This window comes from Cobetia amphilecti, assembly GCF_032923285.1.
Taxonomy (GTDB): Bacteria; Pseudomonadota; Gammaproteobacteria; order Pseudomonadales; family Halomonadaceae; genus Cobetia; species Cobetia amphilecti.
In genome coordinates this window covers 3,226,509-3,248,960 of the sequence record NZ_CP136695.1, presented here as the reverse complement: position 1 = coordinate 3,248,960, position 22,452 = coordinate 3,226,509, and the positions used below count along the sequence as shown (strand labels likewise).

At 63.3% G+C, this 22,452-nt stretch carries 18 protein-coding genes; 10 read left to right on the top strand and 8 right to left on the bottom strand.

Features of this window, described 5'->3' with window-relative positions; genetic code table 11:
* Positions 1-11: 11 nt before the first annotated feature.
* From R1T44_RS13850 to phhA, 3 genes are all read right to left on the bottom strand, one after another.
* Positions 12-1,205 (bottom strand): amino acid aminotransferase, encoded by a 1,194-nt coding sequence (locus R1T44_RS13850; RefSeq protein WP_284726859.1) that lies wholly within the window; start codon positions 1,203-1,205, stop codon positions 12-14.
* Position 1,206: 1 nt separating this feature from the next.
* A complete protein-coding gene (locus R1T44_RS13845; protein WP_054555480.1) occupies positions 1,207-1,545 on the bottom strand; it encodes a 4a-hydroxytetrahydrobiopterin dehydratase in 339 nt (112 codons plus the stop codon).
* Between the two features lie 89 nt (positions 1,546-1,634).
* Positions 1,635-2,516 carry a phenylalanine 4-monooxygenase gene (gene phhA, locus R1T44_RS13840; protein ID WP_284726858.1) on the bottom strand — a complete coding sequence of 294 codons (882 nt, stop codon included), beginning with the start codon at positions 2,514-2,516 and terminating at the stop codon, positions 1,635-1,637.
* A gap of 412 nt (positions 2,517-2,928) precedes the next feature.
* On the opposite strand from phhA, the gene R1T44_RS13835 reads away from it, so the two are divergent.
* The 4 genes from R1T44_RS13835 to R1T44_RS13820 all read left to right on the top strand — a co-directional run bounded on the left by R1T44_RS13835 (position 2,929) and on the right by R1T44_RS13820 (position 7,516).
* Positions 2,929-4,482: a sigma-54-dependent transcriptional regulator gene (locus tag R1T44_RS13835; protein WP_043331281.1), complete on the top strand. Its 1,554-nt coding sequence runs from the start codon at positions 2,929-2,931 to the stop codon at positions 4,480-4,482.
* A gap of 335 nt (positions 4,483-4,817) precedes the next feature.
* Positions 4,818-5,339 carry a MarR family winged helix-turn-helix transcriptional regulator gene (locus R1T44_RS13830; RefSeq protein WP_052384225.1) on the top strand — a complete coding sequence of 174 codons (522 nt, stop codon included), beginning with the start codon at positions 4,818-4,820 and terminating at the stop codon, positions 5,337-5,339.
* Positions 5,336-6,403 (top strand): HlyD family secretion protein, encoded by a 1,068-nt coding sequence (locus R1T44_RS13825; protein ID WP_317292244.1) that lies wholly within the window; start codon positions 5,336-5,338, stop codon positions 6,401-6,403. Before R1T44_RS13830 ends, R1T44_RS13825 begins: the two co-directional genes overlap by 4 nt.
* Before the next feature lie 9 nt (positions 6,404-6,412).
* Entirely contained in the window at positions 6,413-7,516 is a 1,104-nt protein-coding gene (locus R1T44_RS13820) for a DUF2955 domain-containing protein (protein ID WP_284726856.1), read from the top strand.
* 46 nt (positions 7,517-7,562) lie between these two features.
* On the opposite strand, the gene cfa is transcribed toward R1T44_RS13820, so the two are convergent.
* Entirely contained in the window at positions 7,563-8,741 is a 1,179-nt protein-coding gene (gene cfa, locus R1T44_RS13815) for a cyclopropane fatty acyl phospholipid synthase (protein WP_317292243.1), read from the bottom strand.
* A gap of 540 nt (positions 8,742-9,281) precedes the next feature.
* Positions 9,282-9,659: a hypothetical protein gene (locus tag R1T44_RS13810; protein WP_043331278.1), complete on the bottom strand. Its 378-nt coding sequence runs from the start codon at positions 9,657-9,659 to the stop codon at positions 9,282-9,284.
* Positions 9,660-10,100: 441 nt separating this feature from the next.
* Here R1T44_RS13810 and fdhA point away from each other — a divergent pair, with 441 nt between their 5' ends.
* Together fdhA and argE are read left to right on the top strand one after the other, a co-directional pair.
* Positions 10,101-11,309: a formaldehyde dehydrogenase, glutathione-independent gene (gene fdhA / locus R1T44_RS13805; RefSeq protein WP_054555477.1), complete on the top strand. Its 1,209-nt coding sequence runs from the start codon at positions 10,101-10,103 to the stop codon at positions 11,307-11,309.
* Between the two features lie 231 nt (positions 11,310-11,540).
* Positions 11,541-12,779, top strand: a complete 1,239-nt coding sequence (gene argE / locus R1T44_RS13800; protein ID WP_317292242.1) for an acetylornithine deacetylase — start codon at positions 11,541-11,543, stop codon at positions 12,777-12,779.
* Positions 12,780-12,821: 42 nt separating this feature from the next.
* Here argE and R1T44_RS13795 read toward each other — a convergent pair whose 3' ends face one another.
* Positions 12,822-13,760, bottom strand: coding sequence for a LysR family transcriptional regulator ArgP (locus R1T44_RS13795; RefSeq protein WP_284726853.1), 939 nt, complete (start codon positions 13,758-13,760; stop codon positions 12,822-12,824).
* A 135-nt stretch (positions 13,761-13,895) separates the two neighbouring features.
* Between R1T44_RS13795 and R1T44_RS13790 the strand changes: the two genes are divergently transcribed.
* Positions 13,896-14,501 carry a LysE/ArgO family amino acid transporter gene (locus tag R1T44_RS13790; RefSeq protein WP_043331275.1) on the top strand — a complete coding sequence of 202 codons (606 nt, stop codon included), beginning with the start codon at positions 13,896-13,898 and terminating at the stop codon, positions 14,499-14,501.
* A 356-nt stretch (positions 14,502-14,857) separates the two neighbouring features.
* Positions 14,858-15,937 carry a 4-hydroxyphenylpyruvate dioxygenase gene (gene hppD, locus R1T44_RS13785; protein ID WP_107336292.1) on the top strand — a complete coding sequence of 360 codons (1,080 nt, stop codon included), beginning with the start codon at positions 14,858-14,860 and terminating at the stop codon, positions 15,935-15,937.
* A gap of 126 nt (positions 15,938-16,063) precedes the next feature.
* Here hppD and R1T44_RS13780 read toward each other — a convergent pair whose 3' ends face one another.
* Positions 16,064-16,552 (bottom strand): Lrp/AsnC family transcriptional regulator, encoded by a 489-nt coding sequence (locus tag R1T44_RS13780; protein ID WP_279838497.1) that lies wholly within the window; start codon positions 16,550-16,552, stop codon positions 16,064-16,066.
* Between the two features lie 557 nt (positions 16,553-17,109).
* On the opposite strand from R1T44_RS13780, the gene R1T44_RS13775 reads away from it, so the two are divergent.
* Together R1T44_RS13775 and gltS are read left to right on the top strand one after the other, a co-directional pair.
* Positions 17,110-18,834 (top strand): 2-isopropylmalate synthase, encoded by a 1,725-nt coding sequence (locus R1T44_RS13775; RefSeq protein WP_043331272.1) that lies wholly within the window; start codon positions 17,110-17,112, stop codon positions 18,832-18,834.
* 457 nt (positions 18,835-19,291) lie between these two features.
* Positions 19,292-20,482, top strand: a complete 1,191-nt coding sequence (gltS, locus tag R1T44_RS13770; RefSeq protein WP_233593315.1) for a sodium/glutamate symporter — start codon at positions 19,292-19,294, stop codon at positions 20,480-20,482.
* A 247-nt stretch (positions 20,483-20,729) separates the two neighbouring features.
* Here the strand turns inward: gltS and R1T44_RS13765 are convergent, their stop codons facing one another.
* Positions 20,730-22,226, bottom strand: a complete 1,497-nt coding sequence (locus R1T44_RS13765) for an SLC13 family permease (RefSeq protein WP_284726852.1) — start codon at positions 22,224-22,226, stop codon at positions 20,730-20,732.
* Positions 22,227-22,452: the final 226 nt, after the last annotated feature.

Below are 22,452 nucleotides of genomic sequence, written 5' to 3'. Positions count from 1 at the left end.
CTCGCTCGGGCTCAGCCCTTGACGACGGTCGCGATGGCCTTGGCCACGTAGGGCAGGTTCTCGGTGGAGAAGCCAGCCACGTTGGCACGCCCGGAGCGCACCATGTAGATGCCGAACTCGTCACGCAGGCGATCGACCTGTTCCGGCGAAAGGCCGGTGTAGGAGAACATGCCACGCTGTTCGGCAATGAAGGCGAACTGCTCATCCAGACCATACGGCTTGAGTGCCTCGACGAAGTCACGACGCAGGCCGTTGATGCGCTCACGCATCTCGGTCAGCTCGCTTTTCCACTCGCCACGCAGGGTGTCGTCCTCGAGGATGTCGATGACCACCGCACCGCCATGTGCCGGCGGATTGGAGTAGTTCTCGCGCGCGGTGATCGCGGCCTGGGAGCGCACGTCGAGCATGCTCTCCTCGTCCTTGGCGATCAGGATCAGGCAGCCGGTGCGCTCGCAGTAGATGCCGAAGTTCTTGGAGCAGGAGCTGGTGATGATGGCGTCATCGACATTCTCGGCCAGCAGGCGCACGCCGTAGGCGTCTTCTTCCAGGCCGTCACCGAAGCCCTGGTAGGCGAAGTCGATCAGCGGCAGCAGCTTGCGCGCCTGGACGACTTCCAGCACCTGGTCCCACTGCTCGCGGCTCAGATCGAAACCGGTCGGGTTGTGGCAGCAGGCGTGCAGCAGCACCACGTCACCTTCCGGGATGGTCTTGAGCGTCGCCAGCATGCCGTCGAAGTCGAGGCGGTTGTTCTCGTCGACGTAGGGGTAGTTGTGGCGCGTGACGCCAGCGGCGTCGAAGATGCCCAGGTGGTTCGGCCAGGTCGGGGTGGACAGCCAGATGTCGCGGCCCTTGAGGTTGCTGGCGATGAAGTCCGCAGCCAGACGCAGGGCACCGGTACCGCCGGGCGCCTGGGTGGCGCTGGCGCGATTGGCGGCCAGCACCGGCGACTCGGCGCCCAGCACCATCGGCAGCACGACCTTGCCGAAGCGCGGGTCGCCGTGGGAGCCGATGTAGGTCTTGGTGACTTCATTCTCGACCAGGCGGTTCTCGGCCTGCTTGACCGCACGCATGACCGGCGTATTGCCGTTGGCATCGCGATAGACGCCCACGCCGAGGTCGACCTTCTGCGGGTTGGTGTCGTTGTTGAAGGCTTCGATCAGGCCGAGGATGGCATCCCCGGGTACACGCGCAATCTGCTCGAACATCTTATTTCGCTACCTCGTCGGTTCTGGCGGCCATGATGAAATCGTTCTTGTGCAGACCCTTCATCTCGTGGGACCACCAGGTCACGGTGACCTTGCCCCACTCGGTGAGAAGTGCCGGGTGGTGCCCGACTTCCTCGGCAATCTCGCCTACGCGATTGGTGAATGCCAGTGCCTGCTTGAAATTGCGGAACGTGAAGCACCGTTCCAGTTGCATGATGCCATCGCGATTGAGCAACTGCCACTCGGGAATGGCGGTCTTGAGCGTCTCGATGTCGCTATCGCTGACCTTGGGCGCATCGAAGCTGCAGGCTTCACAGGACTGTCTGGCGAGTTCGGTCATGTCACTATCTCCGGCTTGAGGAAAGAGGGGACTGGTGAAAAGGCGTACCCCTTGGGGCAAGGGCGTCGGTGCGATCAGCGACGGTGCGATCAACGTGGTGCGAAGCGCGGCGCCTTGAGGCCGAGTGCCATGGCTTCGTGCACCAGCGCCATGATGTCGCGACTGGCGAGTTCATGCAGGTCGTCCAGTGACTCAAGGACATAGTAGAGCGGCTGCAGGATGTCGATGCGATACGGGGTGCGCAGTGCCTCGACGGCATCGAAGGGCAGATGCACGGGGCACTCGAGACTGTCTGCAAGCTCGCCCAGGGCATAGCGGGTCTCGCGCGGCGAGGAGATGATGCCACCGCCGTAGAGGCGTAGCGCACGACTGCCATCGGGTTGAGTCTCGCGCAGCATGCCGAATTCCACCGTCATCCAGTAGAGACGGGCCAGATAGACGCGCTCTTCCTTGCTGGCGGCGAGACCGAGGCGTCCGTAGGTGGCGGTGAACTCGGCGAAGGCGGGGTGGGTGAGCATCGGGCAGTGGCCGAAGATCTCGTGGAAGATGTCCGGCTCCTGCAGATAGTCGAGTTCTTCCGGGGAGCGGATGAAGGTGGCGACCGGGAAGCGCCGCTCGGCGAGCAGCTCGAAGAAGCGCGTGAAGGGGATCAAGGCCGGCACGCGAGCGGTTCGCCAGCCGGTGGTGGCCTCGAGGACACGATCGATCTCGCCAAGCTGGGGGATGCGGTCCTCCGGCAGGGCAAGGCGCTCGAGCCCTTGCCGATACTCGCGACAGACGCGTCCCTCGACCAGCGCCATCTGGCGCGCCATCAGTGTCTGCCAGGTGGCGTTTTCCTGATCGCTGTAATGGATCCGGCCCCGGGCATCCGGCTCATGGGCCACGTAGCGGGTGCCCTTGGTCTTGGCTTGCGAGCCGGGCTGAGCTTCCTGGGATGTCTGTGGCCAATGACGACCCTGCGGTGCGTTCATGCAACCTCCCCAACCAGATGGCGGCGCTGCCGAGCAGGCTGCCGTGTTGTCATTATGGCGTACATGCCAGTCCTTGCATGTCGATGACAACGCTAGGCCTTGTCGGGTGGCGTTGACCAGTGGTCAGGCGTGGCTCTGCGCCGCAGAGAACGCTGCGTTGGCGCGGTTCTTGTCACATAATTGTGACACTGGAGCGGTAATCGGGCGCATCCGGTGCCATTCGGGCGCTCGTGCACTGCTGTGTCGCCGTCTTTTGTAAGGAATGCTTTACGACGTTTTTGATAACGCTTACGTTAACGTCACTCAGCCGCCCGTCGCCAAGCTGTCCGTCACTCGAGCGGCGACGCCAGGCCGGCGACACCATTTCGATGACAATGCCAACAAGAATTCCAACGACAATGCCGAGAACGCCATGCGCCTCAAACTGACCTGCCAGAATCGAATCGGGATTCTGCGCGACATCCTGGCCCCCTTTGCCGATTACGGCCTCAACGTGCTGCGCGGCGAGGTCGGCGGGGAGGCCAACAACTCCATCTATCTGCATGTGCCCAACATGCTGCGCATGCAGCTCTCGACCCTGAAGCCGACCCTCGAGGAGATTCCCGGGGTCTTCAAGGTCAGTCGCGTCAGCCTGATGCCCACCGAGCGACGCCATCTGGAGCTCAATGCACTGCTGTCATCGCTGTCAGACCCGGTGATGTCCATCGATATGGATGGGCGCGTGGTGGCGGCCAATCGCGCGGCGGGCAAGTTGCTCGGGGTGCGCATCGATGAGGTGCCGGGGCTGGCGCTGACGCGTCACGTCCAGGATGTCGACCTGCCGGAGCTGATCAGGCGCAACAATGCCCGCGTCAATGGCCTGCGCCTGCGGGTAGGGGAGGAGACCTTCCTCGCCGATATCGCGCCACTGCATACCGAGAACGAGGATGTCGCCTCGCTGGCGGGCGCCGTGGTCACCCTGCATCGTGCAGACCGCCTGGGCTCGCGTATCTATCAGATCCAGCGCACCGAGGTGCGTGGCTTCGAAGCGATATTCCAGGCGAGCCGTCAGCTGTCGGCGGTGGTCAAGGAGGCTCGCCGCATGGCACCGCTGGATGCGCCGCTCCTGATCGAGGGCGAGACCGGCACCGGCAAGGAGCTGCTGGCGCGGGCCTGCCACCTGGCTAGCCCCCGTGGCCAGGCCCCCTTCATGGCACTCAATTGCGCGGGGCTGCCGGAATCGATGGCCGAGACGGAGCTGTTCGGTTACGCCCCGGGCGCCTTCGAGGGCGCACGGCCGGAGGGCAAGCTGGGCCTGCTGGAGTTGACCAGCGGCGGCACCATCTTCCTGGATGAGGTCGGCGAGATGAGTCCGCGCATGCAGGTCAAGCTGCTGCGCTTTTTGCAGGACGGCGGTTTCCGGCGCGTCGGCAGCGATGAGGAAACCTTCCTCGATGTGCGCGTGATCTGCGCCACTCAACAGGACCTGCCGGCACTGTGCAGCGAAGGGCGCTTCCGCCACGATCTCTTCCATCGCCTCAATGTGCTGTGTGTGCAGATACCGCCGCTCAGGGAATGTCTGGATGGGCTCGAGGAGCTGGCGCGGCATTTTCTCGAGCGCGCAGTGCGTCAGATCGGCGCTCGCGTGCGGGATATCTCGCCCGAGGCCATGGCGCGCCTGCAGGGCTATCACTGGCCGGGCAACGTGCGTCAGCTGGAGAACGTGCTGTTCCAGGCTGTCTCGCTGTGCGATGGCGAGGTGATCGAGGCGCAGCATCTGCGTCTGACCGGCGAGGCGCGTGATGAGGGGCTGGACAACATCGACCTCACCGGCAGCCTGGGCGATATCCATGACGAGGTCGAACGGCGCATCCTGGCGCATCTCTACCCCGAGTATCCGTCCAGCCGATTGCTGGCCAAGCGTCTGGGGGTCTCGCATACCACCATTGCCAACAAGCTCAAGCGTCACGGCATCGCACAGGAATGAGCCGCGGCGCAGGTGATGGCGGGACAGAAGAGGCAACAGGGCGAGAGGAAAGCAGGCGAGCCGCAAAAGTAGAAAGAGGAGAAGGGGAAGAAGACAAGTCAGAAGACAGAAGCGGAGAGGCGCTTAAATGCGTGTTTGAATATCGGAATTGGTGAATTGTTTTGCTCGCTAATAAAGGGTATGATTCTCATATTGTTAGCAAGCTAACATAGATGACGTCTGATATCGGCGGCAACAGCCGCCCTGACGCCGCACCAATCAAGGCTCTCGTGGGTCTTCCGCTCAGTACCGATGAGGGGGAGTGTCATGGGAGCCTTCATGTCGAGAGATGATACATGAACGCACATTCTCCGGGGACGGATTCGACACAGGAAATCCCGTTTCACGAGCAGATCAAGCCCTCGCTGGGTGGCCAGGTCGGCCGGGTCCACCGTCTATGGCGCACCGCCATCACCAGCGCGGTGCGTAGCCTGGACATGACGGAATCGCGCTGGACGGTCATGGTCCATCTGGAAAAGCTCGGCGAGGGCTGTACCCAACAGATGCTGGCCAGTGAGCTGGGTATCGAGATGCCGTCGCTGACGCGCACCCTCAACCAGCTCGAGGCTCAGCAGCTGATCGCGCGCGTGCCACACGAGACCGACAAGCGGGCGCGTTGCCTGTGGTTCACCGAGCAAGGCCGCCAGTGCCTGACCCAGTTGACGGAGCGCATCGAGCGAGTGCGTGCCGAGCTGTACGTCGGTTTCGATGACGAAGCGCTCAATGCCTTCGCCCGCACTCTGCTCCAGTTCGAAGACAATGCCAGCGCCAGCATCGCGCGCTCGCAGGCCGAATATCAGCGGAGTCGTCAGGGGTGACATCCGATCAGCGCTTTCGGCGCTGGGTGCGGGGAGCCTTGCTGATCGCCGTATTCAGTTTCGTGTATTTCCTGATCGCGGACCTGTGGATGCCGATGACGTCCCAGGCGCGCGTGATGCACCCGGTGGTCAGTGTGGCATCGCGGGTCAGTGGTCGTATCGATGAGGTGCTGGTCCACGACAACCAGCATGTCGAGGCGGGCGATGTGCTGTTTCGTATTGATGCAAAGCCCTATCAGCTGGCCGTGCAGCAGGCGGAGTTGGCGCTGGAAGCCGCCATTCAGGCCAACCAACAGCTGGATGCCTCGATTCTGGCGGCCAAGGCGCAGCTCGAGCAGAGCCGTGTCAGCGAGGAAGAGCAGCGGCTGGAGATGGCGCGCGTCACGCAGTTGATCAAGTCGCACAGCATCTCGCGTCAGCAGTACGATCAGACACGTGCCAGCTATCAGGGCGCGCAGGCGACGGTCAGGGCCGATCAGGCCGATCTGGCAGCGCTCAAGGTGCAGCGGGGCCTGACGGGAGACGATAACCTGAGCCTGCGTCAGGCGCGCAATGCGCTGGAGCAGGCGCGTCTCGATCTGGCCTATACCGAGGTGCGCGCCCGCGAGGCCGGGACGGTGTCCAACATGCAACTGGTGGCCGGTGCCTACGCCAGCACCGGTCAGGCGCGGCTGGCCATCGTGGCCGATCGTGCCGATGTCATTGCCGACTTTCGCGAGAAGTCTCTGTCACGCGTCGCGATCGGCGATCAGGCAAGCATCATCTTCGATGCGCAGCCGGGGCGGGTCTTCGCGGCAACGCTTTCATCGCGGGATTCAGGCGTACAGGCGGGTCAGCTCAACGCCGATGGCTATCTGGCCGCCCCCGAGGACAGCGATCGCTGGGTGCGTGATGCCCAGCGCATGCGCGTCCATCTCGTGATGCCGAGGGCTCATGGCCTCTCGCTCAGCCAGCTGCCGACCGGCTCGCGTGCCACCGTACAGCTGTTCCCCGTGGCCGGACCAGCCAGCTGGCTGGCGCATGCCCAGGCGCGTGCGGTCAGCCTGCTGCATTACATCTATTGAGGCGGCGGCATGTTGGCGAATGCATTGCGAGACCGGCTGTCCCGTCTGTGGACACGTGGCGAGACCTTGCCGCGCGTCGAGGGTAGTGAGCCACGCCTGAGCGAGAACGATGTCCAGCAGTGCCTGCGGATCGCCTTCGGCGGCACCCTGGGCTTCGTGCTGCTCAAGTGGATGGATTGGACCTACGGCACCTTCTTCGTGGTCAACCCGATTCTGCTGCTGGCCCTGGTGCCGGTACTGAACGCCTCCATCGCGCGGCAGTTTCTGGCCAGCGTCTTTCTCAACAACGCCTTCACCCTCGTCGTGCAGGGCCTGTTCGGTGACAACCCGGCGATCATGTTGCTGCTGGTGCTTGGCATGCAGCTGGTGCTGTTCAACTGCATGAGCCGCGGGCCATTGTTCCTGTTCGGTGCCCTGAGTGTGGTCGGCATGCATGTGCAGCTGAATTTCGCCAGCTACCCGAGCACGGATATCAGTGATCTGGTGTGGTGCAACTTCGTCGGTGGCGGTACCACGCTTTCGATCGTGGCCATGATGCATTACTGCTTCCCGGACAAGGCGCCGCGCCAGCCGCCGTCACGCCCCGCCAAGCCGCCATCCAATCGCCGTCACGAGGTGCTGTTGACCACCGCGGTGGCGATGGTGGTCTACGTGATGTTCCAGGTGCTCGATCTGAGCGATTCGCTGTCGGCGCAGATCGCCTCGATCCTGATTCTCTTTCCGATGAACTGGTTCGGTGCCATTCAGGCCAGCATTCGGCGCGCCGCGGGTACGTTGGTGGGCTGCAACGTGGCGGTGGCACTCCAGCTGGTGTTGATGACGCACTATTCGTTGCTGTGGCTGGTAGCGCTGGGGCTCTGGCTGAGCCTGATGCTGTTCGCGCGCCACCATGTTATGGAGCGGGTGGGCTCCGGTGCGGGTCTGGGCGCCATGACCACCATGGCGATCCTGTTTGGCCAGTACATGTCGCCCGACAAGGACCTGATCTACAGCTCGCTCTACCGGACCAGCTCCGTGCTGGTCGCGGTCTGCAGCGCGATGCTGCTGATCTACCTGATGCATGCGCTGCTCAATCGTTTCGCGGCGACGCGTCTGATTCGCTCCGCCGCTTGAGACAGTTGTCGCCGGTCGAGACTGCCGGCGCCCCGCGAGCGGCAAATCAGCGTGGCGCGTCGTAGCGCCCTGCGGTGCCGTGGGTGAACACCACCTGCCACAGCTGCAGCTGGCGGGCGCGGAAGGCGCCTGCGCAGGCGCCGAGATAGTACTCGAACATGCGCTTGTCGCGCGGTGAATAGGTATCGGCCAGCTCATGCCAGTGCTGGTCGAGATTGGCGCGCCACGCCATCAATGTCGGATCGTAGTCGGCGCCGAAGTTGTGCCAGTCCTCCATCACCAGATGCGCTTCGCTGGCGCGTACCAGCTGACTGGCGCTGGGCAGCACGCCATTGGGGAAGATATAGCGGTTGACCCAGGGGTCGGCCGAGATATCACTCTGGTTGGAGCCGATGGTATGCAGCACGAAGCGTCCGCCGGGACGCAGCAGGTGCGCGGCATGGGCAAAGTAGGTGGCGTAGTTCTTGTGGCCGACGTGTTCGAACATGCCAATCGAGGCGATGGCATCAAAGCTACCAATCGTGCGCCGGAAGTCAGGGTCGCGATAGTCCTTGAGCAGGATTTCCACCGGTAGCCCTGCGCAATGCTCACGCGCCAGCGCGGCCTGTTCGGCGGAGATGGTGATACCGACGACCTCCACGCCGTAATGGCGTGCGGCGTAGGCGGCAAGGCTCCCCCAGCCACAGCCGATATCCAGCAGGCGCATGCCGGGCGTGAGCCCCAGCTTGCGACACACCAGATCCAGCTTGGCCTGTTGCGCCTTGCCCAGGTTCTCCGCGCTCACCGGCAGGTCTTTCCAGTAGCCGCAGCTGTAGCACAGGGTGTCATCCAGCATGCGCGTGAAGAGGTCATTGCCGAAGTCATAATGCACCTTGCCGACCACGCCGGCGCGGCGGCGGCTCTGCAGGTTGATCACCCCGGCCTGCAGCCGATAGGCGATGCGCTCGCTGGTGGTGTGGGCGCGGCTGCCCAGGCCATGTCGCAGCAGGCGACAGATCATCTCGTCGATCTGCTCGCAGTCCCACCAGCCTTCCATGTAAGCCTCGCCCAGTCCCAGGCTGCCTTGCTGCAGCACCCGCCGGAAGAGGTCCGGATGGCGAACGCGAATGTCCCAGGGATCGGGCCCGTTGAGCCTGACGCCGGAACCTGCCAGCAGATGTTCGACGGTGCGTCGATGACGGGTGTCGGGGAGTGCAACGGGGGCCAGGCGTTGTTCGATGCTCATGGAAAAGCCTCCTTGACGGCGCGCGGGCGCAGAGAGTCCTGATGGGTTCGTCATGGCGTATGGCAGTGATCGACAGTCCCCGGGCGATAGGGCTGTCGAACGTCTCGCATGGCAATGCGCGAGCTTTATGCAGCGATGTTCATGCAGCGAGGTTCATGTCGCGTGCCTCATGCAACCAGGCTCATGCAGGTTTAGCGTCCGAGTCGCCCCAGCGTGCAAGCCGGGTGGCTGGTAACAACTTTTTTCACCAGATATACGCGGCGATCAGGGGCGGCGCTGGGACAGCTTTCATCTCAGCATAGTCAAGAGTCGTCTAATGCGGTGACGCAATTGACTGATTTCTGGGGCAACCGATGGTTGCGGCCTTGGAACTCAAGTGCCGCAGTGTCGGTTTCCCTGGGTCCTCGCCTGGTGTCGGAACGCAAGAAAGCCGCCCCTGGGGGCGGCTTTCTGCCGGATGCTGCGCTTTCGCCGTCGTTGCGACTTTCGCTTTCGCGTTCGGTCGCGCTGTCAGGTCACGCTACCTGACGACTGAACGCCTCAGCGGCAGCGCACGGTCCAGACGACCTTGTAGCCTTCGCCTTCATGGGTGGCGGCAGCCATTTCGGTGTCTTCATTGACGGTGCCACCTTCCAGCTGGTCATTGCCATCGGCGGCCTTGGCGGTGGCGTCGTGCGGGCCGAAGACGCGCGAGTCGAGCACATCGTACTTGTCGCGGTCCTGTTCTTCACACACCTCGAGCGCGCGTTCCTTGACCTGTGCGATGGCATCATCGCGGTCTTCATCGACGGCGCTGACTTCGTAGCGCGTGTCCTGCTTCTCGATCACGCTGGTGTTGCCGCAACCGGCGATGAAGGCGGAACCGACGAGGGCCAGGGTCATGCAGGAATTGCGCAGGGCGTTGGATGTCAGGGTCATGATCTCTCCTTGAAGTGTCTTTCAGAGCTGTCGTTCAAAGCTGTCTTCCAGAGCCGTCGTAAACGGGCTCGGGTCGCAATATCTGTCGTCAAGATGACGCTGACATCAGTACTGGGGGGTATGGGCGCGTGCTTCAAGTGTCGAGATGCATCGACGCTGGCTGTCGCCTGCCGCCAACAGCAGAGGCACGGGGGCACTGGCGCGTGGGCTTGCGGGCAACCGAAGTGACACTTTGGTCGTGAACTGTCTCATTTAGGCATGTCGATGCCTCATCTGGACAGCCAACCTGTGACAACTGACCTAGTCTGCATAAGCCCTACCGGTTGGACGCCACCGACCGGGGGCTGGTGGCCGGTGCAGGAAAAGTGACGGGCGGCGCAAGCCAGCTTGTCTGCCTGACGCTGGCCACCTGCCAAACCCCATGCCAGCCAGGAGCACGTCATGTCAGCCAATGCCAATCGCGGAGTCGTATACCAGGGAGCGGGGAAGGTGAGTGTCGAATCACTGGACTATCCGACCCTGGCGCTGGGAAATCGCAAATGTGAACACGGGGTCATTCTCAAGGTCGTCTCGACCAATATCTGCGGCAGTGATCAGCACATGGTGCGTGGCCGCACCACGGCGCCTCAGGGTCTGGTACTGGGCCACGAGATCACCGGTCTGGTCGTCGAGGCCGGGCGCGATGTGGAATTCATCAAGGTCGGTGACATCGTCTCGGTCCCCTTCAACATCGCCTGCGGCCGCTGCCGCAACTGCAAGGAAGGCAAGACGGGGATCTGTCTGAACGTCAATCCGGCGCGTCCCGGCGCGGCCTACGGCTATGTCGACATGGGTGGCTGGACTGGCGGTCAGACAGATTACGTCATGGTGCCCTATGCCGACTTCAACCTGCTCAAGTTCCCGGATGCCGACCAGGCGATGGAGAAGATCCGTGATCTGACGCTGCTGTCCGATATCTTCCCCACCGGCTTCCACGGCTGTGTGACCGCGGGTGTCGGGCCGGGCTCCACGGTGTATATCGCGGGTGCCGGGCCGGTCGGGCTGGCGGCGGCCGTGTCCGCCCAGCTGCTGGGTGCGGCCTGTGTCATCGTCGGCGACATGATCCCCGAGCGTTTGCAGCAGGCCGAGAGCTTCGGCTGCGAGACCATCGATCTGCGTCAGGAAGGTTCGATGGAAGACAAGGTCGAGGTGATTCTCGGCGAGCGCGAAGTGGATTGCTTCGTCGACTGCGTCGGCTTCGAGGCGCATGGCTGTGGTTGTGATCACGGCCGCGAGCAGCCGGCCACGGTGCTCAACTCGGCGATGGCGCTGACGCGTGCCGGCGGCCAGATCGGTATCCCCGGTCTCTATGTCACCGAAGACCCGGGCGCCGAGGATGAGGCCGCCAAGGTCGGGGCGCTGTCGATGCGCTTCGGGCTGGGCTGGGCCAAGTCCCACTCGCTGCACACGGGCCAGTGCCCGGTGATGAAGTATCACCGCCCGCTGATGCAGGCGATCCTGTTCGGGCGCGTCAATATCGCCGATGCGGTCAATGTGCAGGTCATCAGTCTGGAAGAAGCGCCGCAGGGCTATGCGGACTTCGATGGCGGCGCTGCCAAGAAATTCGTCATCGACCCCCACGCCATGGTGCGCAACGGCCGTGCCGCCTGATGCCATCACGGGCTGACTCCCGCCCGTAGCGGAGTTCTGTCGCCACAGACGACGCTGCCACGCCCTTTCATCGGGTGTGGCAGCGTCGTCTTTTTTGAAGCGTGCCTGCCAGGCGGATGTTGCAGCCAGGCCCTTGTTGTCGAAGAGGCGCTGCGCTATACCGGTGGGCATATGAGGCCAGCGCGCTGCGCGTGGTGCTCTCCGCTCTGATGTATCTGCACAGGAATGCCCATGTCCGCTTCAGCGTCCCCCATCGCCAATACCGCCAGCCTGATGCCACAGCATGCCGATTTTTCCGACTGGCCCAATAGCCGCGACTGGCTGGCGCATCTGGTCAGCTTCAATACCGTGTCGCGCGAGTCGAATCTGGCGTTGATCCATTGCCTGCGCGACGCCCTGGAAGTGGTCGGTGTCAGTGCCGAGGTCATCCACAATGATGGCGGCGACAAGGCCAATCTGCTGGCGGTGATCGGGCCGGAGGTCGAGGGCGGCGTGGTGCTCTCCGGGCACACCGATGTGGTGCCGGTGGAGGGTCAGGCCTGGGACAGCGATCCCTTCACGCTGCGTGAGGACGAGGGTCGCCTTCATGGGCGCGGTTCCGCCGACATGAAGGGCTTCATCGCCTGCTGCATGGCGGCGGTGCCGGCGCTGGTGAATGCCCAGCGTGCGGGCACGCTGAAAAGGCCGGTGATTCTTGCCTTTTCCTATGACGAGGAGATCGGGTGTCTGGGCGCGCCGCGCATGATCGCGCGCCTGCGTGACCGCCTGCCGCGTCCGGCGGCGGTGCTGGTGGGCGAGCCGACCATGATGGCCATCGTCGATGCCCACAAGGGCATTACCGATCTGCGCACCACGGTGACCGGCAAGCCGTCGCATTCCAGCCTGGTCTATCAGGGGGTGAGCGCCATCCATCTGGCGGCGCGCATGGTGACCTTCATCGAGGATCGCATGCAGGCGCGCATCGACTGCGGTCATCTGGACGAGCGTTTCGATGTGCCCCACGCCAGCCTGCACGTCGGGCGCATCGAGGGGAGCACGGCGGTCAACATCACCGCCGGGGAGTGCATCTTCGACTGGGAGCTGCGCCATCTGCCGGGCGAGGATGTCGAGGCGATGCTGGCGGAGATCGATGCCCACGCCGAGCGTCTGGTCGCTCCCTATCGGGAGCGGGCGCCAGAAGTGGCGATTCGTAGCGAACGCACGGTGGAAACGGTGCCGTCACTCGGGCATGGCGATCGGGATCCGGCCATTCGCCTCTGCCAGCGTCTGCTGGGCGATGAGCGGCCCAGCGAGGCCGTGGCGTACACCACGGAGGCGGGACAGTTCCAGAGCGAAGGCTGGCCGACGGTGGTCTGCGGACCAGGCTCCATCGGGGTCGCGCATCAGGCCAACGAGTACATCGAGCTCAGCCAGCTGGCGGCCTGTGATCGCTTCCTGGCCCAGCTGGTGCGTGAGCAACAGGGCGGCTGAGCCCCCTTTTTGCCGGGCCTGATGCATGACTGACACGCGCTCTCACAGCATGCCGGGGCGGGGTGTCTCCTGCTCCGGCATCGGGCGCAATACCGTGGCACATTCCCGCAGCAGATGGTCGGTGAGCTTGTCCAGCGTGCTGCCACCGTGGCGCCAGTGATGCCAGTAAAGCGGCACATCCAGGGCATGGTTCGGCGCGATATCCACCAGCTCACCACTGGCCAGCAGATGCGCCGCCTGCTGCTCGGGAATCATGCCGTAGCCCATGCCGCTCAAGGCCAGACGCACGAAACCCTCCGACGACGGGCAGAGGTGGTGGGGGAAGGGCTCATCGAAGCCCATGGTCGACAACAGCCGGTGCTGCAGGCGGTCATCACGGCCATAGACGATGGCGGGCATGCTGCGCAGGGTCTCGGCCGGCATAAGGGGCGGGATGGCGTGGCCTTTCTTCGCGATATGGCGCTGCACGAAGTCCGGGCTGGCCAGCGCCCGATAGCGCATGCTGCCCAGCGGGTGGGAGCGCGCACCCTGCACCGGGCGCGGCGTGGCACAGATGCAGCCCGCGACTTCTCCATCGCGCATGCGCCTGAGCGCCACTTCCTGATCCTCCACCAGCATGTCCAGCAACAGGTCACGCTCGCGACAGAAACTGCCGGTGACGGTCGGCCACCAGGTGGCCAGCGAATCGGCATTGATGGCGATGCGCAGTCGCTGCTCGCTCTCGCCGAGGGCGGGAATCTGGTCGAGCAGATCATGCTCCAGCAGACGCACCTGCTGGACATGATTGAGCAGGCGCCGCCCGAGCGGTGTCGGCCCCAGCCGCGGTGTACGCACCAGTACCGGCTGCCCCAGCCGTGCCTCCAGCAACTTGATGCGCTGCGAGACCGCTGACTGCGTCAGCCCCAGTGCTCGCGCCCCGCGTTCAAAGCCCGCCTGATCGATGACGGCCGCCAGCGCCTCCAGCAGTTTATAGTCCAGCATCAGTATTCCTTATGATCCATTCCCTGAATCAATTTCCTTGATGGATTCATCCTAGCGTACTCTGCCTGCCTCAGCACTGACAGCCGTGGCAGACCTCGTCAGTCACGGCAACGACACGACGAAAGGACAGGCGATATGTGGTGGTCATTCTTCAATGGGGCAGGGGTAGGCGCAGGCTTGATCATCGCCATCGGGGCGCAGAACGCCTTCGTGTTGGGACAGGGTCTCAAGCGCGAGCATCAATGGTGGGTGGCGGGGCTCTGCGCGCTGTGCGATGGCGTGCTGATCATCGCCGGCGTGCTCGGGCTGGGCGCGCTGATGCAGCAATCGCCGCTGTTGATGAGCATTGCCCGCTGGGGCGGGGTGGCGTTTCTGCTCTGGCAGGCACTCAAGGCGTTGGGGCGCATGCGCACTGGCGGCCAGCTGACGGCCAGCAACGCCCTCAAGGCCAACCTCGGCAAGGTGCTGGCGGCAACCTTGGCCGTCACGCTGCTCAACCCGCAGGTCTATCTGGATACGCTGGTGATGCTGGGCGCGATCGGCGCGCAGCAGCCGTCCCCGCAAAGCTTCATCGTCGGGGCGAGCCTGGCCTCCTTCGGCTGGTTTTTCGGTCTGGTGGCATGTGCCGGTTGGCTGGCACCACGTCTGACCAGTCCGCGTGCCTGGCAGGTCATCGAGGCCTTCATCGCCACGATTCTGCTGTGGGTGGCCTGGCAGCTGGGCAGCGGTGCCTGGCTCTAGCGGCCAACGCAAGACGGGCAAGAGGCAACAGCAGGCGTGACGCGCCGATAGGTGTAAAGAAAGCATGACGCAGTGTCAGGCGCTGGCGGCAGAGGGAGCGCCCCGAGGGGGCAGTGTCGAGATGGCCGTCAGCGCCATGGCAGGGTTTCGTTACATGTCTGGCGTGAGGGGAGGCCGGACACGGCACCAATGAGGGCGCAAGGCGCATGGGCAGGGCGGCAGGCAAGGCATAGATTTCCGATAACGGAATCGGGACACGACAGGCGAGGCGCGATGAGTTCGCCTGTCGTGAAAGATGTTGCCCGCCTTTTCTCTACCTTGCCTGCCCTGTCGGCAGCCTGACTCAGGAGCCCCTCATGAACGCACCGGCGCGTATCGAACAGCACAATCCCATCGGCACGGACGGCTTCGAGTTCGTCGAATTCACGGCCCCGGATGCGGCCGGCATCGATGCCCTGCGCAAGTTGTTCAACCAGCTCGGATTTACCGAGACCCGTCGCCATCGCTCCAAGCAGGTGTTCCTGTTCCAGCAGCACGGCATCAATGTGGTGCTCAACGCCGAGCCGAACAGCCCGGCGGCGGAATTCGCGGCGATCCACGGCCCGAGTGCCTGTGCGATGGCCTGGCGCGTGGCGGATGCCGAGCAGGCGCATCGCTACGCCCTGGCGCACGGTGCGCGCAGCGTCGAGCATCCGGTCGGGCCGGGCGAGGTAGGCATCCCCGCGGTGCAAGGCATCGGCGGTTCGGTGCTGTACTTCGTGGACCATCACCGCGAGCGCTCGATCTACGATACCGACTTCGTCGCCATCGACGGCGCAATCGAGAATGCCAACAGTGTCGGCCTGCATACGCTGGATCACCTGACCCACAATGTCGGGCGTGGCCAGATGGATGTGTGGGCCGACTTCTATGCGCGTATCGCCAACTTCCGCGAGATCCGCTATTTCGATATCGAAGGCAAGATGACCGGGCTCTTCTCGCGCGCGATGACGGCACCGTGCGGCAAGATGCACATTCCCATCAACGAGTCAGCGGATGATGACTCCCAGATCGCGGAATTCATCCGCGAATACCATGGCGAGGGTATCCAGCATCTGGCGATGGCGACGGATGATATCCATGCCACCGTCAAGGCGCTCAAGGCCAATGGCGTCACCTTCCTGACCACGCCGGCCACCTATTATGAGAAGGTCGATGCGCGGGTGCCCAACCACGAAGAGAATGTCGAGGACCTCAAGGCATTGAACCTGCTGGTCGATGGCGCGCCGGGGGAGGGCATTCTGTTGCAGATCTTCACCGAGACGGTGATCGGGCCGATCTTCTTCGAGATCATCCAGCGCAAGGGCAACGATGGTTTCGGCGAGGGCAACTTCAAGGCGCTGTTCGAATCCATCGAGGAAGACCAGATCCGCCGCGGCATCATCAGCGCCGAGTGATCCACCCATTCCGGCACGCCCTGATCACCGCGTGATCACGATGGCATCCTCATCAACATGAAAGCCCCGCCGGTGATAGCCGACGGGGCTTTCGTGTTGCTGAAGTCTTGATTCAGGCAGTCAGGCTCAGGAGGTCGTCGGGACGCGCTGGTGATCGATCACCTGACGCAGCACGAAGCTTGAATGCACGCCGGTCACCCCCTCGATCCGCGTGATCTGCTTGAGCAGCAGGTCGTGATAGTCATCCATGTCCTTGACCACCACCTTGAGCTGGTAGTCGGCTTCCTGGCCGGTGATCAGCAGGCATTCCATCACCTGGGGCAGCGCGGCGATGGTGTCCTCGAAGTTGGTGAAGCGCTCCGGGGTGTGGCGGTCCATCGAGATATGCAGCAACGCCATCAGGCTGAGTCCCAGCTTGCGGGCATCTATCTGGGCGCGGTAGCCGGTGATCATGCCGCTTTCTTCCAGCGCACGGACTCGGCGCAGGCAAGGCGACGGGGACAGGCCGATGCGCTCCGCGAGTTCCTGATTGCTGATGCGACCCGAGTGCTGAAGCTCGTCAAGAATGCGACGGTCGAAGCGGTCCAGTGTCGGGAGAGGAATATTCTGGCTCATTTTCGCAATCCATTAGCGGTGAAGATGTGAATGGTGAAATAATCTGCTTTTAAGATGGCGATGTCATGTGGTTTTCGCAATCGTCCGCCCTGATATGCGGCATATACTGTAATCACTGCTCAGCGATGAAGACGCCCGCTCGGGTCGTGGCTGTCGCATGACACGACGCACGACGCGAACGACAGACCTGAGCAGGATGAGCCACCGGCGCTGGCGACACGCCTCTTGCAACCGGTGAACGCGGAACGCAGTCGGCTTCTGATCGAAGCGAGGCTGCCGAAAGGGCTCTGGTGGTGATCCCACCGTCCTTCTCTCCGCGCTGGAGACCGTGATCCGGTCCCGGAGCTTGCGGCGGGCAGTGACGTTACGCTGCCCCCGACTTGCTTGCTTGCCCTGCTGACGGCAAGCTTTCGGATGCAAGGCCTTCACGCCTTCGTCATCTCACATTTACTCAGGCGCCCCGATTGGGACACTGTTGAGTGCGAAAGGTGCCATCGATCTCCCGTATCGGGCCTCGATTGTCGGTTTTTCGCACCCAGACCGCCAAGGACACGACCATGACTGCTGCATCCACGCCAAGTGCTGCCTTCGACCACACCAAATATCGCCCCGTGACCCCTGTCGCACTGACCGACCGCCAGTGGCCGTCGCGTACCGTGACCCAGGCGCCGCTATGGGCGAGTGTCGACCTGCGTGATGGCAATCAGGCGCTGCTTGAGCCGATGACGGTCGAGCAGAAGAAGCTGATGTGGAAGCTGCTGGTCAAGATCGGTCTCAAGGAGATCGAAGTCGGTTTCCCCTCCGCCAGTCAGCTCGATTTCGACTTCGTGCGCTGGTTGATCGAGGAAGATCAGGTCCCGGAAGGCGTCAGCATCCAGGTGCTGGTGCAGGCGCGTGAGCATCTGATCGCGCGTACCTTCGAATCACTGGTCGGCGCGCGTGATGCCGTCGTTCACGTCTACAACTCCACCTCCACCGTGCAGCGTGAGCGGGTGTTCGAGATGGACCGTGACGGCATCAAGGCCATCGCCGTCGAGGGTGCACAGCTGGTCAAGGACTACGCCGAGCGCTACCCGGACACCAACTGGGTGTTCCAGTACTCGCCGGAGAGCTTCACCTCCACCGAGATGGATTACGCCGTCGAGGTATGTGAAGCGGTGATGGATGTCTGGCAGCCGACGCCGGAAAAACGCTGCATCCTCAACCTGCCGGCCACGGTGGAAGTGGGCCCGGCCAATCACTTCGCCGACCAGGTCGAGTACTTCATCAAGCACCTGAGCCGTCGTGACTGCGCGATCATCTCGCTGCACACCCACAACGACCGCGGCGGCGCCGCTGCCGCCGCCGAACTTGGCCTGCTGGCCGGGGCTGACCGCATCGAAGGCACCCTGCTGGGCAACGGTGAGCGCACCGGCAACATGGACCTGATCACCCTGGCGATGAACCTCTACAGCCAGGGCATCGATCCGGAGCTGGATCTCTCCAACCCGGACGAGATCATCCAGGTCTACACCGAGTGCACCAATCTGCCGGTTCACCCGCGCCACCCGTGGGTCGGCGAGCTGGTCTACACCGCCTTCTCCGGCAGCCACCAGGACGCCATCCGCAAGTGCCTCAAGAAGCAGCAGCCTGATGAGCCGTGGCAGGTCGCCTATCTGCCCATCGACCCGCAGGATCTGGGCCGCGACTTCCAGGCGGTGATCCGCGTCAACAGTCAGTCCGGCAAGGGTGGCATGGCCTTCCTGCTCGAGCGCGATCATGGCATCAGCCTGCCGCGCTGGATGAGCCTCGAGCTTGCGCCGCACGTGCAGAAGGCCAGCGAGCAGGTCAGTGGTGAGCTGTCCAGCGACCAGATTCGCGCGATTCTCGATGCCAGCTTCAAGCGTGAGGCGCCGCTGAGTCTCAAGGGCTATCGTCTGGATCGTGAAGGGGCCGAGCAGCTCACCGCGACGCTGGTAGATGACAAGGGCGAGCAGATCGCGCTGGCCGGCGAAGGCAACGGTGCCATCTCCGCCTTCATGGATGCCTGGCAGCGTCACACCGGTTCCACCGTCAGCGTGGTGGACTACGGTGAGCACGCCCTCGGCGAAGGCAGCGATGCCGTCGCGGTGGCCTTCGTGATGCTCAACCTGGATGGCAAGCGTGTCTGCGGCATGGCCGAGGATGGCGATACCGTGAGCGCATCGCTCAAGGCCGTGCTGTCGGCGGTCAATCGCGGCCTGGAAAGCAGTGCACGCAGCGAAGCGGAACGTGCCGAGGAAGCTGGTCCGGTCGCTGTCTGACGACAACACGCCTCATGCGTGACTGATCAGGGGCTTTTTTGCCTCTCTCGAGACCCTCGCTCATCAGAGCGGGGGTCTTTGCGTTCTGTGGCAGGGCAGAAGTTGCCCGGCTGGCGCTCACGCCCGCCGTTGCTGGGCTGACGCGGGCAGGCTTGCGTGGAAAATACGTGTCATGCTCGCCAGGCCGCTATAGACTTTTGTCTGATGTTGACGACTCAGTCAACATCCGGGCTTGCACCGGTGCCCACCCTGCGTATCATCGCTGCACCCGCATAATGATAACGATCTGGTGGCAGACCGGATTCGAGAACACAACAATTCCAAGCGGTGCAAAGGCAAACCCCCTGATTGAAGAGATAATGGATGCGTCCCCATCCCTGCTCTGATCGGGCATCGCCAGTGCACCTCTCGTTCAGGAGGTCCGCTAGAACAATCCACAACTACTCATCGGTATCGCATGATTCAACTTGATGCTATCACCACCCTGTTGCTGGCGGCGCTTGTCCTCGTCGTTGGCCATCTGATCGTCGAGCGCGTGCGCGTGCTGCGCGAATTCAATATCCCCGAGCCTGTGGTCGGCGGCCTCATCGCTACCATCATCGTCACCGGCCTGCGTGGCCTGGGTTACGAGTTCCAGTTCTTCGGCGGTCTCCAGACTCCCTTCATGTTGCTGTTCTTCGGCTCCGTTGGCCTGTCGGCCGACGTTCGCATGATTCGTGCCGGCGGCAGCAAGCTGGTGCTGTTCCTCGCGCTGGTCATCGGTCTGCTCATCCTGCAGAACCTGCTGGGTGTCGGTGTTGCCAGTCTGTTCGGTCTTGATCCGGTACTGGGTCTGCTCGGCGGTTCCATCACCATGTCCGGTGGCCACGGTACCGGCGCGGCATGGGCCAACGTCTTCGCCGACGAATATGGCATCAATGGCGCGATGGAAGTCGCGATGGCCTGTGCCACCTTCGGGCTGGTGTTCGGTTCCCTGATCGGTGGGCCGACGGCGCGTTTCCTGATCAATCGCATGAAGCGCGAAGGGCAGGACATCAACGCCCAGGTCAGCGATTCCGAATATGACGAGACGGAAGTCCAGCACCCGCTGAATACGGCCAATGCCCTGAAGACACTCTTCATGCTGCTGCTCGGGGTCGTCTGTGGCCAGCAGCTGCAGTCACTCACCTCGGGCACCGCCTTCTCGCTGCCGACCTTCGTGTGGGTGCTGTTCAGCTGTATCGTCATCGGTAATGTGGTGCGCGCCTTCGGCGACAAGCACCTCAATACCCACGCCGTGGATGTGCTGGGCAACATCAGCCTGTCCATCTTCCTGGCGCTGGCGCTGATGACGCTCAAGCTCTGGGATCTGGCCAATCTGGCATTGCCGATTCTGGCCATCCTGCTGGCACAGGTCGCGCTGGTGTTCCTCTACACCACCCAGGTCACCTTCCGCCTGATGGGCAAGAACTACGACGCAGCAGTCCTGGTCGCGGGTAACTGTGGTTTCGGCATGGGCGCCACGCCGACGGCGATCGCCAACATGCAGGCGGTCACGCAGCACCACGGGCCGTCGCGTCTGGCCTTCATCATCGTGCCGGTGGTGGGTGGTTTCCTGATCGATATCGCCAACTCGCTGATCATCAAGGGCTTCCTCGGCTTCTTCTGAACATGACCGCAGGTGTCATGATGAGAAGCCGCAGAATCTGCCTGGCATGAACGACAACGCCGGACTCCATTGGAGTCCGGCGTTGTCGTTTCGGGGGGGCTGAGGCTTGCAGGTTTCCAGGGCTCGGGTTTCCAGGGCTCAGGCTTCAAGGGCGGTGAGAAGCTCGTCAGGCGCTTGTGCTCTCGCCCTCGTTCTCACCTTCGCTTTCACCTTCGCTCTCTTCCAGGCCCCGCGTCAGCACTTGCCTCTACACCCACAGTGCCACGATCAGGCCATAGGCCAGCAGGGTGACGACCACGGTACCGGCCAGGTTCAGGAAGAAGCCGGCGCGCATCATGGTCTGGATCTTGAGGTGGCCGGTGGCGAACACGATGGCGTTGGGCGGCGTCGCCACCGGCATCATGAAGGCACAGCTGGCCGCGATGGCCGCCGGCACGGTGATCAGCAGCGGATCGATGTCCAGTGACAGCGCCAGTGCCCCCAGCAGCGGCAGGAAGGCGGCTGCCGTCGCGGTATTGGAGGTGACCTCGGTCAGGAAGATGATCACCACGACCACGATGGCGACCAGGCCGATGAGCGGCAGCACGCTGAACATCGACAGCTGGCCGGCGATCCACTCGGCGAGACCCGAGCTCTTGATCACGCCCGCCAGTGCCAGACCACCCCCGAACAGCAGCAACACGCCCCACGGCAGATCACGCGCGTCTTCCCACACCAGCAGGCGGCGGCCGCGTGAGGTGCCGGAGGGAATGGCGAACAGGCCCACGCCGATGGCCATGGCGATGCCGGTGTCCGACAGCCAGGCAAGGCCCATCTGGTTGATCAGCGGACGGAACATCCACAGCAGGGCAGCCACCAGGAAGGCGACGCCGACACGTTTCTCGGCGCTGCTCATGGCGCCCAGTGCCTTGAGCTCACGGCTGATCATCTCGCCGCTGTCTGCCGTCTCGGACTTGAAGGAGAAGGGCGTGCGCGTCAGCCACCACCAGGTGATGGCGCACATCGCGATGGCGACCGGCAGGCCGACGACCATCCACTGGGCGAAGCCGATCTCGATGCCTTGATCACTGGACAGGTAGCCTGCCAGCAGGGCATTGGGCGGCGTGCCGATCAGGGTCGCGATACCGCCGAGGCTGGCGGAATAGGCGATGCCCAGCAGCAGGGCGGCGGCGTAGCGCTTCAGTTCCGGGTCATTGCTGTCGCGCTCGTCCTGACCACTGGACATCAGGCTGATCACTGACATGCCGATGGGCAGCATCATGATGCTGGTGGCGGTGTTGGACACCCACATGCTGATGAAGCCGGTGGCGATCATGAAGCCGGCGATCTGGCGGCGCGGCGAGTGGCCGGCAAGCTTCAGCGTATGCAGAGCCACGCGGCGATGCAGGTCCCAGCGCTGCATGGCGATCCCGAGCAGGAAGCCACCGAGGAACAGGTAGATGGTCGGGTTGGCATAGGCGGCGGTGGTGCTCTTGATGTCGTCGATGCCAAGCGCCGGCACCAGCACGATGGGCAGCAGCGAGGTCACCGGAATCGGCAGGGCCTCGGTGGCCCACCAGGTGGCCATCAGCAGGGCCAGGCCGACGCAGAGCCAGGCGCTGTCCGGCATGTCACCCGGCGCCGGTGTCAGCCAGGTCAGCAGCAACAGGAGGGGTCCGAGTATCAGGCCGATGCGCGCCGCGAGTGGCGCTTGTGGCGGCGTAGTGGATTGATCAGCGACTTGATCGGGAGATTGCTCAGGCATGTCGACTCCAGAGAAGCCGGTCGGCGACTGGCTTCCTCATCATGGTGGTCATCGTGTTGTTGGTATGGGTCATGGTAGGTGATGGCGAGTTGTCGTGTTGGTGTTATTCATTACATGTCGCGCATGTATCCTCGGTCGGGGTGACGTGCACGACGTGTCATGTTGCCTGCCTTGTCAGAAAGCCGCTCGCGAGTCGATCAGCCGGGCGCTCAGGCGGCAAGGCGCG